The following is a 15,190-nucleotide window of genomic DNA, read 5'->3' as shown; positions in this document are numbered from 1 at the left end:
CTCCATTGGCATATTGGCACATTATCACATTGGCACATTATCATTGGCACATTGGCAAATTAACACATTGATAAATTATTAAGTTATGAAAAGGTTGACTATTGCGCTTGTAGCGCACGATAATCGGAAGGCCGATATGGTTGAATGGGCTGTTCACAATGCAGCGTACCTGTCACATCATCATCTGGTTTGTACCGGAACAACGGGCGGGCTTGTTAAAAAGGCGTTGGAAGAAACCGGTGCTATCGTTGATATGACCTGTATGCATTCCGGTCCTCTGGGCGGGGATGCCGAGATTGCGGCTATGGTAGTTCGTAAAGAGGTGGATCTGGCAGTGTTCCTGATAGACGACCTGAATCCGCAGCCTCATGAAGCGGACATTCAGATGTTGCTTCGCCAGTGCCGCGTTCATAATGTGCCTATCGCTTGTAACCGTTACAGTGCCGACCTGATGATTACAAGCTCGCTGTGGGACGACGATTCTTATGTACCCACAGAACCAAAGTATGAGTATTTCAAAAGAGATTAAATAATTAGCCAATTGGACAATGTGGCGCTTCGCTAAATGTGCCAATTAAAGAATTGAATAATTGGTATCTCCATTGGCATATTATCACATTGGCACATTGGCAAATTAATATTAAATTATATGGAATTGAAAGTTGCAGTATTGGCTGGTGATGGTATCGGCCCTGAGATTTCTGTGCAAGGCGTAAACGTAATGACAGCCGTATGCGAGAAGTTCGGACATAAAGTAAATTACGAGTATGCTATTTGCGGAGCAGATGCGATTGACAAAGTAGGTGATCCGTTCCCCGAAGAAACCTATCAGGTATGTAAGCAGGCGGATGCAGTGCTTTTTTCGGCAGTGGGTGATCCTAAGTTTGATAATGACCCTACGGCAAAGGTCCGTCCCGAACAAGGTCTTTTGGCCATGCGTAAGAAACTGGGACTGTTCGCTAATATCCGTCCGGTACAGACATTCAAGTGCCTGTTGCATAAATCGCCCTTGCGTGCCGAACTGGTTGACGGGGCCGATTTCCTGTGCATCCGTGAACTGACCGGCGGCATGTATTTCGGTGAAAAGTACCAGGATAATGATAAGGCGTATGATACGAACATGTACACTCGTCCGGAGATTGAACGTATCTTGAAAGTAAGTTTCGAGTATGCCATGAAGCGCAACAAACACCTTACGGTTGTAGACAAGGCGAACGTGCTGGCTTCTTCCCGTTTGTGGCGCAAGATTGCCCAGGAGATGGCTCCGGATTATCCGGAAGTTACTACCGACTATATGTTTGTAGACAATGCCGCCATGCGTATGATCCAGGAACCGAAGTTCTTTGATGTGATGGTTACCGAGAATACGTTTGGCGATATCCTGACGGATGAAGGGTCTTGTATCAGCGGTTCTATGGGCTTGCTTCCGTCTGCTTCAACTGGCGAAAGCACACCGGTGTTCGAGCCTATTCATGGATCGTGGCCTCAGGCAAAAGGGTTGAACATCGCTAACCCGTTGGCTCAAATCCTTTCCGTTGCCATGCTGTTTGAGTATTTCGACTGCAAGGCGGAGGGCGCGTTGATCCGTAAAGCGGTAGACGCTTCATTGGATGCCAACGTGCGTACTCCCGAGATTCAGGTTGCCGGCGGTGCTAAGTATGGCACGAAAGAGGTTGGCGAATGGATTGTAGACTATATCCGGAAGCATTAAGACACTACTGTAAGGGAACGCGGACTACGCAGAACACGCAGAGGATCGCAGACTTTTATTAATTCAATAAAAGTCTGCGATCCTCTGTTCATTTTCTAATTCTCTTCCTGTCGTTGCCACTCTCTTTCTGTCCTTGCGGGCTTGACCCGCAACCTCATCCTAAACTACATTCCTGTCATTAGTATGAGATGGCGGATCAAGTCCGCCAAGACAAGGGAAAGCGTCTGTGGCTTACGGAAGCACAGGGCGGATTCTTATTTCGTCATTTTCAATAACTCACCGATTACCTCCGGATCGTATCCCATCTGTTTCGCTTTGGCAAAGTCCAGAGCCGCCCCTTCTTTCTCGTATTGAGCCAGTTTTATTTTACCTCGTAACACATAAAGAGCGGCGCTTGGCGTGCTTTCGGTAAATACCCGGTTTATGTCGGCCATGGCGCGTGCATTCTTTCCCATCATAAAGTAAACGTCCGCGCGGCCTTCATACAGTATCCAGTCGCGTGGCATTTCACTGATCAGGTAGTTGTATATACGCTCGCTCATCTCATAATTCCCCCGCAGCTTCTCGAGGATGGCATGCCCCAAACGTCCGCGGACGGACTTCTCGTTAACTTCCAGAATCTTGTCGAAGTCTTGTTCGGCCCAAAGGAAATTCTTTAGCTGGATGTAAAGCAACCCTCTGCAATAAAGGGCTTCCTGATGCTCCGGGTCAATGAGCAAAAGGGCGGTATAATCATTCAGTGCCTTTTCTGTTTCGCCTAGTTCGGTGTATAAAGATGCCCGGTTCTCCAGTATTCCCGTATTCTTTGGCTGGCGGCTTAACGCGGCAGTGTATGAAACCAATGCTTCCTCCAGTTTGCCCTGCCGGCGTTGAATGGTCCCTAAATTGGAAAGCAGCGCGTAATTTGTCGGATTCCCGGGCTCCAGGTGCATGGCGGCCTTTATACTTTCTTCTGCGGAAACCAAATCATTTTTATCCAGAAAGTCATAGCTTTTCTGAATATATTCTTCATAAGTCTGGGCATACGTATGGCCTATAGACAGGAGTAGTGCGGCTAATAGGGCGAAGAATCTCATTCTGTTATGTTTAATTTGTTATTCGTAGCAAAGCTACTCAATAAATCAATCCTTTCGCAGGAATAAAAAAACTTTATACCTTTGCTACACTTTGTAAGACTTTTCGTGGTTAAAATTGTTATATAAATAAGATAACTTTAAATTAATAAATATGATTTTGGGAATAGTAGAAACGGTTGAGGCCGGCACAAAGTTGGAAGGAGCATTAAGAACACTGGTAGAACAAGGTTCCAGTTTAGGTTGGACATTGATAAAGGCCCTTTTGGTTTTTATTGTGGGCCGGGTGATTATAAACCTGATAAACAAGCTGGTCAGAAGAATATTGAGTAAACGCGATATCGATTTGTCGGTAAAGACATTCGTCGGCAGTCTGGTAAATGTGGTACTGACAATCTTGCTGATTATCTCTGTAGTAGGGGCTTTGGGCGTACAAACCACTTCGTTTGCCGCGTTGCTGGCTTCTGCCGGTGTGGCTGTCGGTATGGCGTTGAGCGGTAATCTGTCTAACTTCGCGGGTGGATTGATTATCCTTTTGTTTAAACCCTATAAAGTAGGTGACTATATTGAAGCTCAAGGCGTGGGTGGCAGCGTGAAGGAAATACAAATTTTCCATACGGTACTGACCACTACAGATAATAAGGTAATTTACATCCCGAACGGCTCGTTGAGTAGCGGAGTGGTGACCAATTTCAGCCATCAGTCTACCCGTCGTGTGGATTGGACATTTGGTGTTGACTATGGAAGTGACTATGAAAAAGTGAAATCCGTGATAGAATCCATTCTGGCAAAAGATGCGCGCATCCTGTCAGAACCGGCCGCTCCGTTTATCGCATTGACTGCTTTGGCAGACAGCAGTGTAAACATTGTAGTGCGCGTATGGGTGAACAGCGCGGATTATTGGGGCGTTTATTTTGATATAAACCAGGCTGTTTATGCAACTTTCAATGCCGAAGGAATAGGATTCCCGTTCCCTCAGCTTACTGTACACCAGGCCAAAGATTAGGAAGATGTACTTAAAACGAATCTTTTTGTTCATAAACCAACAGGATTGGTAAGATGAATAATAAATTATATATCTGTTGGATAAAAAGATTTATCTTTGTAAACTAAAATAAAGCATATATGGAAGGGAGTTGTTTCCCTTTAATAAAGATATTTCAGAACTTTATTTTATTACTTTAGTATTATTTGATTGTAAACAAGAAAGATTTAAGGCTCGCAGTCGTTCGATTGCGGGCCTTTCTTTATGATTAACGTAAAAGGATTTGTTCCACCGGCATGAGACAGTTGTTCCATCAGCATGAAACACTTGTTCCTCCGGCATGAAACATTTGTTCCATCGGGATGAAACTTTTGTTTCACCGGCATGGAACAAAATGGAACGATGTTTGAAGATTAGAAAATTATGTACGCGCGTACATTAATATATAATACGTTCCGGATAAGTTTAGGCTGCTAAAGAAGTATTGGTAAATACAGGACTTGAAGAAAAAAAGGAAGACTTTGTATAAAGAAACGGTACTTTCGTACGGATTATGTTATTTTGTTGATAAGAAAGTATATAGAAAGAAAAAAAATTGAAGGAAAACAATTGCAGATATGAAAACTATGTTTACTTTTGTTGGCAAGAATATTCGGTTTAATCCCTTGTTACGTTTTTATTGAAGGGAATATTTGATTTAAAGAACTTATTTACTTAGTATTAATATAAATTATTTGAATTATGAACAAGAGATTTTCTACTCTTTTGGCTGCGTTCGCAGCATTAACAGTGGTCTCTACAGCTCAGGTAAAGTATGTACAGCTGACAAATCCTGCCGGTACAGAAGCTTTATCATGGTCTAAAGATGTACCCACTGTAGACTCTGTAAAAATGAAAGCTGTTAATACTCTTACAACAAAGGCTCTTAATGACTCTGCATTGTGGGATGTTAAGATCATCAGAATTGAAACAGGTGGTGACACAGTATGCACATTCACTAATAAGGCTACAAACAAATTGCTTTCTTTTGCAAAAAGCGCAAGTGCTACTGCAAAAATCGCAGAAGGTGTAACAGAGTTCGTTTTTAAAGAAGACGTGGCAATTTATGCATACATTGGCGATGGCAAAATCATTGCTTATAGTGATGCTGCCGGTGCATTGGCTAGTGATGTAGCAAATGCTACTGCATTGAAAATAACGGATGCTCCTGAAATTCGATTAACGACTACTAAAGATTTAACAGGAAACGCAACTACTTTCCAATTTAGCTTTGGTGATAAGGATGGTGGTATCTTTACCGCAACAGAATTGATTCCGACATCAGTTCCTGGTGCAGTTAGCGGTGAAGATAAGTTTAAATTCCAGGTTGTAGGAAGCGAAAACAGTGCTGCTGGAACAAAACCGGCACAATATATTACTGTTGATACTGCTAGCTATGCAGGTTCTGTAAAGGCTCCTAAGTTCCAATTGGATACATTGGTTGCTGCTGGTGATGCTCGTTATAAGGGTGTTTCTAATGCAGGTTTGCAATCATTCAATGTATTTATGAATTTGAGCAATGACTCAATCTATTTGACTACAGATACGGTTGTTGTATTTGATAATGCAACCGGCGCATATTCAATTGTAGACCATGGTGGCAATACTGCTGATAAATATCTTGTAGGTTATAAAACGTTGGCAAACAGTACAGAAGTTTTGACTATCGACTCTGTTCAGATTGTTGCTCCGTTCATTACTTTTGTAAAGGGTGATCCTGTTAAATTAGCAACAGGTGAAGGCGTTTACTCATTGAAGTTTATCGGTACGGGTGGCAATTCTACAGGTAATGGCAAATATCTGGTATTTGCTAATGGCGCTTATGAATACAGTGCAGACGAAGCTACTCCATATGCTGCATATACACAAGCATTTGTAAAGGATAATGGAGACGGTACTTATTCAATCCAGTCTCGTGAAACTAAAACTGTTGATCCTCAGGTAGGAACAAATGGCCAAACTTATGGTGATGCTACTCCTGCTTCACTGCTGTTGGATAAGAAAGTTCTTTATTCAGTAAAGAACGCTGCTGCCGGAGTTTATGCATTTGAAAATGGTGCAGGTGTTGATACTGTATTATTTACAAAACTTGATGTAAATGCGGCTGATAAGAGCGTAGGTTATAAGTTCTTCACAAAAGAAGAAATGGGTTATGGCGCTGTAGCATTCAAATTGGTTTCTAAAGCAACTGACGATGTTTATTTGTCAACTACTCAGGATTCTATCGTAGCCGGTGCTAAGACTGCATTCGATGATGCATTGCAAATGCGTTTGACTTCGGATATCGCTAAAGACGGAATTTGTGATACGGTTTATTACGGTGCTCAGGAATTAGGTGATACATTGATGCGTGTTTCTTATGCAATGGAAAGACCTTACAATGCAAAATCCAAGTTCTATGCTACTGACGCAAATCTTGTAAAGATGGCTGTAGACGCAGATAGTACTCAACGTTACTTCTTCGTTTCAGGTATTAATGGTGAAGGTTATCAGATTGTAAAATCTAATATTGAAACTGTAAATCCTGATAGTGCTATAATTATGAATGCTACTTATTTGACAGTTGCTTATAATGAACTGGTAGCCGGTAAGGAAACATTCTTCAAGATTGAAGGCGGCGATGCTCCTACTTATGCAAAACTTCCTTTGGGACACTATAATATCTATAAGGGTTACGACATGCTTACCAACAATAACGGCGTTGCTAAATTCATGCGTGAAAGCGATGAGTTGAAAGCCGGTTTGGATGCAGACGACTTCGCTTTGTATATTGATAGCGCTTATGTAGACAGAGGTGCTGATAATACAAACTATGGATACTATATCTATAAGGGTGCAAATGTTGATAATGATACAATTGTAGGTACTGCTTTGACAGTAGGTAAAACAGATGGTTATAATGAAGCCGGTATAGTTGCTGATAGCGCATTGTTCGTTGCAACACGCGTAGTGAAAGATTCTATCTGGTATGCAAATACTGCTGCAAATGCTCCTATCCAGGTAACTAACGCTGCAAACAGATCTGTTATGATGTTCAAAGTTGTTGGTGACAGCTATGTTATCACTCCGATGAACGTTGCAAACAGATTCTTGGCTGTAGTAAATGATGTTGTTCTTTTTGCCGCTCCAAATATGGTTGTTGCTCAACCTATTACATTTGAAGCTGCCGAAACTCCTACATCAAATGAAGCTATCGACGCTAACACAATCAAGGTTGCTGCCGGTGTTGGTAACGTAACAGTATATGGCGCTGCCGGTAAGAAGATCATTGTATCTGACGTAGTTGGCCGCACAACCACTGTAGTTGCTACTTCTGACGCTGAAACAATTCCTGCTACTTCAGGCGTAGTTATCGTGAAGGTAGAAGGTGAAGTTGTTAAGGCTGTTGTAGAATAAAAATGTAAAAATAGAGTAGGATTTCCTACCCTCCTATAGAATGAACCTCGCCGGAGTAATCCGGCGGGGTTTTTTTGTTATGCCTGCCCAAATCCTCATTATATCGGGCATTTGTTATAAGTAGCTAAATCATAGTTAATGCCGGAAGCCGGGAAAACATTTCCGTAAGAGCCCTTGTTAATGGTTTGATTGTATAATAAAATATAGATGAATATGAACAAGAAATGTACTCTTTTAGCGGCTGCCGTGTTTATGGTTGCAGGTGCGTTTACAGCTCATGCCGATGTGGTTACGTCGGCCCAACCTGTAGATGCCGATGGATGGACTGCCGGTAATTATTATCTTTTACAAACCGACGGTACGAAATATTTGTCTCTGTCCGGAGATAAATCGGATTCTGTTATTGTAAAGACTTTTGATGCTACTCCTGCAAAAGCGGCCATTGATTCTGCTTTGTGGCAAATTACAAATGCCGGTACTACTCCTGCCGGTATCGTTTACCAGTTTAAGAATAAGACAACACAAACGGTTCTCTCTTTTGCCGCGCAAGCCGGCGCTGAACCTGTTATTGCGACAGGTATAAACCAATGGACTTTTGATAACGGAGTTATAAAAGCCTATTATGGCAACGGGCAATCTCTGGCTTTGGATGTTTCCGGAGATGATTTGTCATTGGGAACTACCGGGACGACCGATTTTAAAGTGTACGCGCCGGACTCCGCAATGGTACTTACCGCTACGGAAATGGGCAACGGTTTCTCTGTTTTCCAGTTAACTTTCGGCGAGACCTACCAGGGGGATATTTTCTCCGGAAAAGACTTGCTGGCTAAGCAGGTAACAGGTGAAGACGTTATGACTTTGCAGGTGAAAGGAGACGAGACTTATCCGGATGGCGTTGCTAAATATCTGGGTGTAGATACGTTGAAAACTGCGATAGCCGGCCAGCAAAATGTGTTTGGCGCTACTTTCACTATCGACTCAACCCGTACGGTGGTAAGGCCGAATGCTTTATGCCAGCAATTTAAATTCACTATCGACTTAAAGAATGATTCGCTGGCTATGTATGTTGCCGGCGCTCCTGATGTGAATGGCGATTTAAGCGTAGGTACTGCCACTACGGATACGGTTCGTGTGGTTTATGCCAGTGTAGCTTCCGCGAAGGTGCTTACTGTATCCAAATATGACGCAAGTAAAGGAAATGCCCCGTTGCAGGGAGCTGCTCCTCTTATCACGGTTAAGAAAGGAACTCCTTCCGCTATCGCTACGGGAACGGGTGTTTACTATTTGCAGAACGCCGGCAAGAATGGCGGTGGCAAATACTTTGTGTCCAGTAAAAACACAGAGCCTTTGATGGGTGCGGATTCTTTGTCGGTATTCCAGGCTAAAGGACAGTGGTATGTATTGGAAAATGATGGTAAATATAGTATAGGCAGCCGTTACGACGGTTCGGACTTCGGTATGAACAAGGAAGTATTCCCTGTTCAGGGTATGGCCAATACATATACTATATCCGGCAGGACGGACTCGATCACATTCGTTTATCAGAAGGATGTAAACTTCGACAATAAGTTCTTGGGCGTACTTCATTTCTCTGATTCCGAAATAGCTGACAACGGTTATCAGTTGAGTGCAGTTGCCGATATAGGTGTTGGTAATCTGCCGGTATTTACTACCGATACCATGTTGCGTGCAAAGGCAGGCAGCCCGGAAACTCCTATTGCTTTCAAGGTGGCTATTGTAGAAGATTCTATCCCTAACGCAACCGTTAATACGGGAGCAACCAGCTTGGGTGACAAACTGTATACAGCTACTTATAAATTGCTTCAACAGTTTACGAACGACTCTGTAGCCAACAATGTAGAACCGAACAACACCGGTTTGGTATTGACTTCTACAGCAGGCAAGGCTCTTACATTTACGTTTGTAACTGCGTTGGAAGGCAGTAAATATAAGATGCAGACTGCCGGTCCGGAATTTGTATCTCTGGACATTAATAACGCGAATCTGATTTTGTCCGACAAGGTTGCTTACTTTGACTTTACAACGGTTGACGCTCCTGAATATGCTTCGTTTGATAATTCCCACAGGTTGTTAATATCAAATGGAAAGTATCTGACCATGAACCCGCTTAATTTCTTTGCGGAGATGAAGAATGAGGGCCAGGAAATATTGAAATCCGGTTATGAAGCCGACAACTTTAGTTTGTGGGTTGAAAAGGTGGATACCGTAATACCGGGCAAGACTTTGTATTACATTTCTACAGCATTGCATCTGCCGGAAACGAAGGCTGAAACGGATGGCCGTTATTATCTGGTTTCTTTGCGTGACTCTAACGAAACGGTGACAGACAACAATGTTACTTACTATCGTGCCGGTTTCATTGTGAATGATACGATTAAGACAATGAAGAACAGTCCTGCCCTGTTTGCGTTCAAGACGATGGAAGATGGCGGTTATCAGCTGGAAAACCAGAGGGAACTGAACCGGGATATTTCAGGCGGCGGTTTCCGCACTCCGTATATCGGTATGGTAAATAACGTAGTTGTTATGTCTAACGTAGGTGTTCCGTTTACAGTAGAAACGACGGATGCTCCTACAAGCAATGAAGATATTAATGTATCCGAAGTGGTTATAACCGGTGGTAACGATCAGGTAACTGTTTACAATGCCGCAGGCAAGAAGATTACCGTAACAAATATTTTAGGACAGAATATTGCGACCGTAATCGCAACCTCCGATAACTTCTCTATTCCTTCCGAAAAGGGTATTATCGTAGTGGCTGTTGACGGTGGCGATGCCCAAAAGGTAGTTGTGAAGTAATGACCGGATTGTATGATTGATCAATAAGTAATATTAATAATAGATGTATCAGAGCCGTATGGCGACCTTCCGTAAAAGAGGTCTTGCCATACGGCTCTTTTTCTTTTCCCGAATGTCTGTAACGTTATTGTACCGGGTTGGTAGAACCTTCCAGTTTGTTTTTCAGATAAGCCATTCTTTTCTGCGCCTTTTCACTTTCCTTGCGCATGTTTTCAATGTCACTCAGTACGGTTGCCAGGTTATAAGTGGCTACTACGGCTTTCTTATCGGCGTCCGCCATGTAGATAACGTACGGTTTGCCTCCCGTATATTCTACTTTAATACGTTCTTTCTCATTTGTGAAAATGAATTTGACAGCATCCAAGCCGTTGTCTCCTTTGTAGGTGACCACTTCCGTGATGTTGCATAAATCCTTGAAGCGGTAATTTACACCGCCGTCATAAGGAATAGAGGCTGTTTCGGCAAATAAACCATCTTTTGTACTTAGCTTGATGCCTGTGTGGTCGATGGGGCGGCTGCCATAGTAAACACTTGCCAGATACATCTCGCCTTTCTCATTTACACCACACCGTACATAGCACCGCTGCACGTTGCGTTCTATTGTCTGTTGTTTCCAGATATAGTTGCCTGTTTCTTCATAAAGCGAATCTTTCTCGAAAGTGAATCCACGGCTCAGGCTGTCTGCTTCGTGTTGTTTGACAGGCATCAGGCTATCGCAGAATGCCAGTGTACGTTCAGACTCTTTGTATTCAACTTCACGCATTAAGGCAAGACCGGCCTTCAATACTTTAAATTCTTTCGGATAATGGGCGCGGATACTGTCTATTTCGTTCTTTGCCGAATAAAACTCACCCTGTTCGTACATTGCGCGCGCTTTGTCCAGACGTGCCTGCGCTTCTTTTTCCTTGCTGTTGCACCCTGCTAAAACAAGAGCGGCGAGTGCTATACATAGAGTTGACTTTTTCATCTTATGTCTGTTTGTTTGATTCCTATTTATTCAATTACGACTTCGTCTATAAACATCCATGATTCTCCCTGAACACGGTACCATGAAGGCAGTGTTTTCGGGTGTTTGGCTTTAATACGTACATACCGGGCGTTGGAACGGAGTTTGCCGATAACAAAAGGAACACGTATATAATCGTATTCGCCCGTGCCCTGGTGTGCTTCCCCGTATTTGATTTTACCGGCGGTACGATATTTTTCTCCGTCGTTGGAAAGGAGAACTTCCAATTCCTTCGGAGGCATTACCCATGCTGTCAGCGATTGTAAAAATCCCAAAGATATACGGTGAACCGGTTGTATGCTGCCAAGATCGACAACCAGATCGATGTCATTTCCCAGATAACCGTGCCATAAAGGAGCTTGCGCGTTTAAGGGAGCGAATTTCCCATCGGTCATGGCATTGTCTCCTCCTGCCGAATATTTCGGATGGTAAGGCTGGAGATAAGTTACTTTGGCATCGAGCGCCTTATGGGCCGCAACTGTCTGCGAGGTGGTGGCATAAGCTTTGCCTCCCGCGTAAACACGTGCCGTGATTGTCTGAACGGAACGTACTTCGAACGGTTTTTCGTACAATAAAGACGAGGCTGCCGGTTCGCTTCCATCTGTTGTATAACGGATTTCTCCATCTTTCAAATATGACTCCATGGACACAATGAATCCTTTCTGATCTTCCGTCCGTTTTGTTGAAATAGATATTTCCGGCGTGATTTGTGCCAGGTCAAACCAGGCCGTTCCTTCTCCTATTAGAGTGATAGCACCTGACGCGCCGCCATGATGAGTACGTTTGTAGGCTTTAGGCGGACAAATAAGTTCATACTTTTTCCATGTATCAGTCAATTCAAATTCTTCTTCACCCAATGAATTGAGCGATAGTTTGAATGTCATTTTTTCTCCTTTCTTCTTGTTTTCCGCCAATGAACGCGCATCTGTCCGGGCCCACACTGATAAAATATAAGTCCGGTCCGATTCGTTGTCTATCGGGAACAGACTACGGGAAGCTCCGGCATTCCGGAAAGGATTGTTCAGCCGGAGTGATATTTCTCCGTCATAAGCGATGCGGGGATCGGGGAATAGAGTTGCGCCTTTGCCTCCTGCGCCTCCGCTTCCTCCTGTCATTTCTCCGGCTTCTACCGACTCTTCAAAGCTGGGATTGACAAGCAAGTTTCCGGAGACGATAGCGGAAGGTTGTTCTTTCAGGGCTATCTTATAGACACCTGTCCCGAAGGGAGGAAGAATATCGGTAATTTGCCCGTCATTGATTTGCACTTCCCGGTTTTCAAAGATAAGCTTTGCTGTGCCGTTGATAGTTTCCGGAATGGAGAGTGTGACAGGCAGAGGATTATTGACTGTGTTCTGGGCGATGATTAGCAGATTATCCTCCCGGCGGTAAGCGCATGCCGTTATTTGATCCTTGTCCGAATTTACCGGTTGCGGGTTGGGATCATATAAGTAGGGGGCGATTTGTTGTAATTCCACAGCCACTTCCTTGAATCCGTTCCATAGGAGCGGAGAACCGGAATCGGGCATGCGGTGGAATCCTTGAATGCCTCTGGCTCCGGCCAGGATACTTCCGTAAATCATCAGGCGGACTTCCCGGGCAGAAGGTTCGCGAGTCCATATTTCTCCACCTCCGAATACTTGGGGAACCAGCCAGACGGCTTTTTCATAACACATCTGCTCGTAGATTTCGCGAATCATACGGGGTGCTTCCGTTGCCGGAGCGTTGGGAACAGGATAAGGGTCTGCCATGATAATGTCATAAGTGCCGGCGTAACGACGTGCCGGAAGGGAGCTGATGATTACGACAGATACAGGGTGGTAAGGGTCTAATTCGTGGATCAGGTCGTACGATTGCTTTAATAACTCCGGACTTACGCCTTGTCCGTCCGGTTCGTCCGCGATATAGTAGGAGAGTAACGCCGGGTGATCTTTCACACGTAATATTTCTTCTTTCAAAGCTTTGTATTTTTCTTCCGGAGTAGCTTTTACATTCAGTCCGACACCCTGGCTTCCTGCCAGGCTGCATACATTATAATTGACTTTGATACCCAATCGGGCGCATAGGTCCAGATAAGCCATTCGCGCATCCTGATTCTCCGCCGAGATTGTATGGTATGGAGAATACAAATTAATGCCTTGGGTTACTTCACTCCGCAGGAACTCATAGTTGTGGTCTTTTAAGCTGGAATAGAAGCCGACAGGCAACCATTGCCATCCGTCTATAAGCAGGTTTCCGGTAAGGCGGTCTATTTTTACTTCATTGGTTTTAGGAGTAAGGAGAATGATATTGACCGGAAAATCTTCTTTTATTCCGTTTTTACGGGTGATTGTTACCGTACGTTTGTTATCTCCTGTGTGGAGGGTTTCGGCTTTTACAGGAATTAAATTCACCCCTGAATGCAGATCGAATATTGTGTTATCCCCTTCAACGGAAACGTTTCCTTCTCCTTCTGGCAGGTAAACGATTATCTCCGCCGTTTTTTCGTGGGTATAATAACTCATCCGGGAGGTTACTTTGAGTTCCCGGGCTACCCCTATCGTGCAAAATAGAAATACGAAGATCAGGGAGATAAAAAAAGTACGTGTTTTCATACGCATTTGGAAGTTATGTTAAATGACAGACAAATCTATAGGATAATTTCCGGATTTTACCTATCCATAGATGAAAAAGTGAGAGTTTCTCCTTAAATATTAATTATCTTTGTGCCATTTTACAGAGGTATATGTATATAGAGCAAGAAAATATATTGAAACACATTTCGGCCCGTCCGTTCCATATTATATCGGCGGCGGCGGACGAACTGGGTGTGGAAGCATACGTAATAGGCGGTTATGTGAGGGACATTTTCCTGAACCGCGTATCCAAGGATATTGATGTAGTTGCCGTAGGCAGCGGGATAGAACTGGCGAAGGCGGTGGCGGGGAAGCTTGGAAAAGGAACGAACCTTTCTGTGTTTAAGAATTTCGGGACGGCACAGGTAAAGTGCGGTGAGCTGGAATTGGAATTTGTCGGGGCGCGTAAGGAATCTTATAGCCATGACAGTCGCAAACCTGTGGTGGAAGACGGAACGTTGGAAGATGACCAGAACCGCCGGGATTTTACGATCAATGCTTTGGCGCTTTGCCTGAACAAAGACCGCTACGGTGAATTGGTCGATCCTTTTGGCGGATTGGCAGATATGGAAGAACTGACCATCCGTACGCCTCTTGATCCGGACATTACCTTCAGTGACGATCCTTTGCGCATGATGCGTGCCGTGCGCTTTGCGTCCCAACTGGGGTTTTTTATTGCTCCCGATACGTTTGACGCCATCATCCGTAACAGGGAACGCATCAACATCATATCCAAAGAGCGTATTGTTGACGAACTGAACAAGATAGTGCTTTCACCAAAGCCTTCCGTCGGGTTTGAACTGCTGGACAAATGTGGTTTGTTGCCTCTTATCTTTCCTGAACTTTGTGCTTTGAAAGGTGCGGAAACGAAGGAGGGGATAGGCCATAAGGATAATTTTGCTCATACATTGATGGTGCTGGACAGACTGAGTAAAACTACCGGTAATCTCTGGCTACGTTGGAGTGCGATCTTCCATGACATAGGCAAGCCTGCCACGAAACGTTTCGATGCCCGGTTGGGATGGACTTTCCATAATCACAACTTTGTTGGGGAAAAGATGATTCCGGGTATTTTCCGGAAAATGAAGCTCCCGATGAACGAGAAGATGAAGTACGTACAAAAGATGGTAAGCCTGCATATGCGCCCGATAGCATTGGCTGACGATGAAGTGACCGACTCTGCTGTCCGCCGTCTTCTTTTTGATGCCGGAGATGACATTGAAGACCTGATGAAGCTCTGCGAAGCCGACATCACCAGTAAGAATCCGGAGAAAGTGAAACGTTTTCTGGATAACTTCCGCTTGGTTCGGGAGAAACTGGTGGCTATTGAGGAGAAGGACCGTGTACGTAACTTCCAGCCCCCTGTATCCGGCGAGGAGATTATGAAAACTTTTGGGTTACCGCCTTCACAGCCGGTAGGCGCACTCAAGGAAGCGATAAAGAATGCCATTCTGGATGGTGTTATCCCCAATGAATACGAGGCCGCTCACGCGTTTATGCTGCAAAAGGCGGAAAAAATGGGACTTCAAGCGGCAGACAAGTAGCTTC

Annotated in this window: 9 protein-coding genes; 6 read left to right on the top strand and 3 right to left on the bottom strand. The window is 44.1% G+C overall.

Annotated features, from left to right (window positions below):
- Window positions 1-85 precede the first annotated feature (85 nt).
- On the top strand, window positions 86-529 hold the full coding sequence (locus C1721_RS01985; protein ID WP_102406689.1) for a methylglyoxal synthase: 444 nt from the start codon (window positions 86-88) through the stop codon (window positions 527-529).
- A gap of 120 nt (window positions 530-649) precedes the next feature.
- On the top strand, window positions 650-1,711 hold the full coding sequence (gene leuB / locus C1721_RS01980) for a 3-isopropylmalate dehydrogenase (RefSeq protein WP_102406687.1): 1,062 nt from the start codon (window positions 650-652) through the stop codon (window positions 1,709-1,711).
- Between the two features lie 254 nt (window positions 1,712-1,965).
- Here leuB and C1721_RS01975 read toward each other — a convergent pair whose 3' ends face one another.
- Window positions 1,966-2,787: a tetratricopeptide repeat protein gene (locus tag C1721_RS01975; protein ID WP_102406685.1), complete on the bottom strand. Its 822-nt coding sequence runs from the start codon at window positions 2,785-2,787 to the stop codon at window positions 1,966-1,968.
- A 151-nt stretch (window positions 2,788-2,938) separates the two neighbouring features.
- Here C1721_RS01975 and C1721_RS01970 point away from each other — a divergent pair, with 151 nt between their 5' ends.
- The 3 genes from C1721_RS01970 to C1721_RS01960 all read left to right on the top strand — a co-directional run bounded on the left by C1721_RS01970 (window position 2,939) and on the right by C1721_RS01960 (window position 10,024).
- Window positions 2,939-3,790, top strand: a complete 852-nt coding sequence (locus tag C1721_RS01970; protein WP_102406683.1) for a mechanosensitive ion channel family protein — start codon at window positions 2,939-2,941, stop codon at window positions 3,788-3,790.
- Window positions 3,791-4,510: 720 nt separating this feature from the next.
- Window positions 4,511-7,204, top strand: a complete 2,694-nt coding sequence (locus C1721_RS01965; protein WP_102406681.1) for a DUF6383 domain-containing protein — start codon at window positions 4,511-4,513, stop codon at window positions 7,202-7,204.
- A 213-nt stretch (window positions 7,205-7,417) separates the two neighbouring features.
- Window positions 7,418-10,024: a DUF6383 domain-containing protein gene (locus C1721_RS01960; protein WP_102409193.1), complete on the top strand. Its 2,607-nt coding sequence runs from the start codon at window positions 7,418-7,420 to the stop codon at window positions 10,022-10,024.
- 124 nt (window positions 10,025-10,148) lie between these two features.
- Here C1721_RS01960 and C1721_RS01955 read toward each other — a convergent pair whose 3' ends face one another.
- Together C1721_RS01955 and C1721_RS01950 are read right to left on the bottom strand one after the other, a co-directional pair.
- Window positions 10,149-10,991 (bottom strand): outer membrane protein assembly factor BamD, encoded by an 843-nt coding sequence (locus tag C1721_RS01955; RefSeq protein WP_102406679.1) that lies wholly within the window; start codon window positions 10,989-10,991, stop codon window positions 10,149-10,151.
- Window positions 10,992-11,017: 26 nt separating this feature from the next.
- On the bottom strand, window positions 11,018-13,621 hold the full coding sequence (locus C1721_RS01950) for a chitobiase/beta-hexosaminidase C-terminal domain-containing protein (RefSeq protein ID WP_159063521.1): 2,604 nt from the start codon (window positions 13,619-13,621) through the stop codon (window positions 11,018-11,020).
- Window positions 13,622-13,752: 131 nt separating this feature from the next.
- Here C1721_RS01950 and C1721_RS01945 point away from each other — a divergent pair, with 131 nt between their 5' ends.
- Window positions 13,753-15,186 carry a CCA tRNA nucleotidyltransferase gene (locus C1721_RS01945; protein WP_102406674.1) on the top strand — a complete coding sequence of 478 codons (1,434 nt, stop codon included), beginning with the start codon at window positions 13,753-13,755 and terminating at the stop codon, window positions 15,184-15,186.
- The last annotated feature ends 4 nt before the right edge of the window (window positions 15,187-15,190 follow it).

This window comes from Parabacteroides bouchesdurhonensis (assembly GCF_900186615.1).
In the GTDB taxonomy this organism is placed as follows: Bacteria; Bacteroidota; Bacteroidia; order Bacteroidales; family Tannerellaceae; genus Parabacteroides; species Parabacteroides bouchesdurhonensis.
This window is presented reverse-complemented; position numbering and strand designations above follow the sequence as displayed.

Bases quoted from the DNA above. Each gene is read 5' to 3' on its own strand.
- C1721_RS01965 (WP_102406681.1), top strand. From the start codon at position 4,511: ATGAACAAGAGATTTTCTACTCTTTTGGCTGCGTTCGCAGCATTAACA.
- C1721_RS01985 (WP_102406689.1), top strand. From the start codon at position 86: ATGAAAAGGTTGACTATTGCGCTTGTAGCGCACGATAATCGGAAGGCC.
- C1721_RS01955 (WP_102406679.1), bottom strand. From the start codon at position 10,991: ATGAAAAAGTCAACTCTATGTATAGCACTCGCCGCTCTTGTTTTAGCA.
- C1721_RS01970 (WP_102406683.1), top strand. From the start codon at position 2,939: ATGATTTTGGGAATAGTAGAAACGGTTGAGGCCGGCACAAAGTTGGAA.
- C1721_RS01950 (WP_159063521.1), bottom strand. From the start codon at position 13,621: ATGAAAACACGTACTTTTTTTATCTCCCTGATCTTCGTATTTCTATTT.
- C1721_RS01960 (WP_102409193.1), top strand. From the start codon at position 7,418: ATGAACAAGAAATGTACTCTTTTAGCGGCTGCCGTGTTTATGGTTGCA.
- C1721_RS01975 (WP_102406685.1), bottom strand. From the start codon at position 2,787: ATGAGATTCTTCGCCCTATTAGCCGCACTACTCCTGTCTATAGGCCAT.
- C1721_RS01945 (WP_102406674.1), top strand. From the start codon at position 13,753: ATGTATATAGAGCAAGAAAATATATTGAAACACATTTCGGCCCGTCCG.
- leuB (WP_102406687.1), top strand. From the start codon at position 650: ATGGAATTGAAAGTTGCAGTATTGGCTGGTGATGGTATCGGCCCTGAG.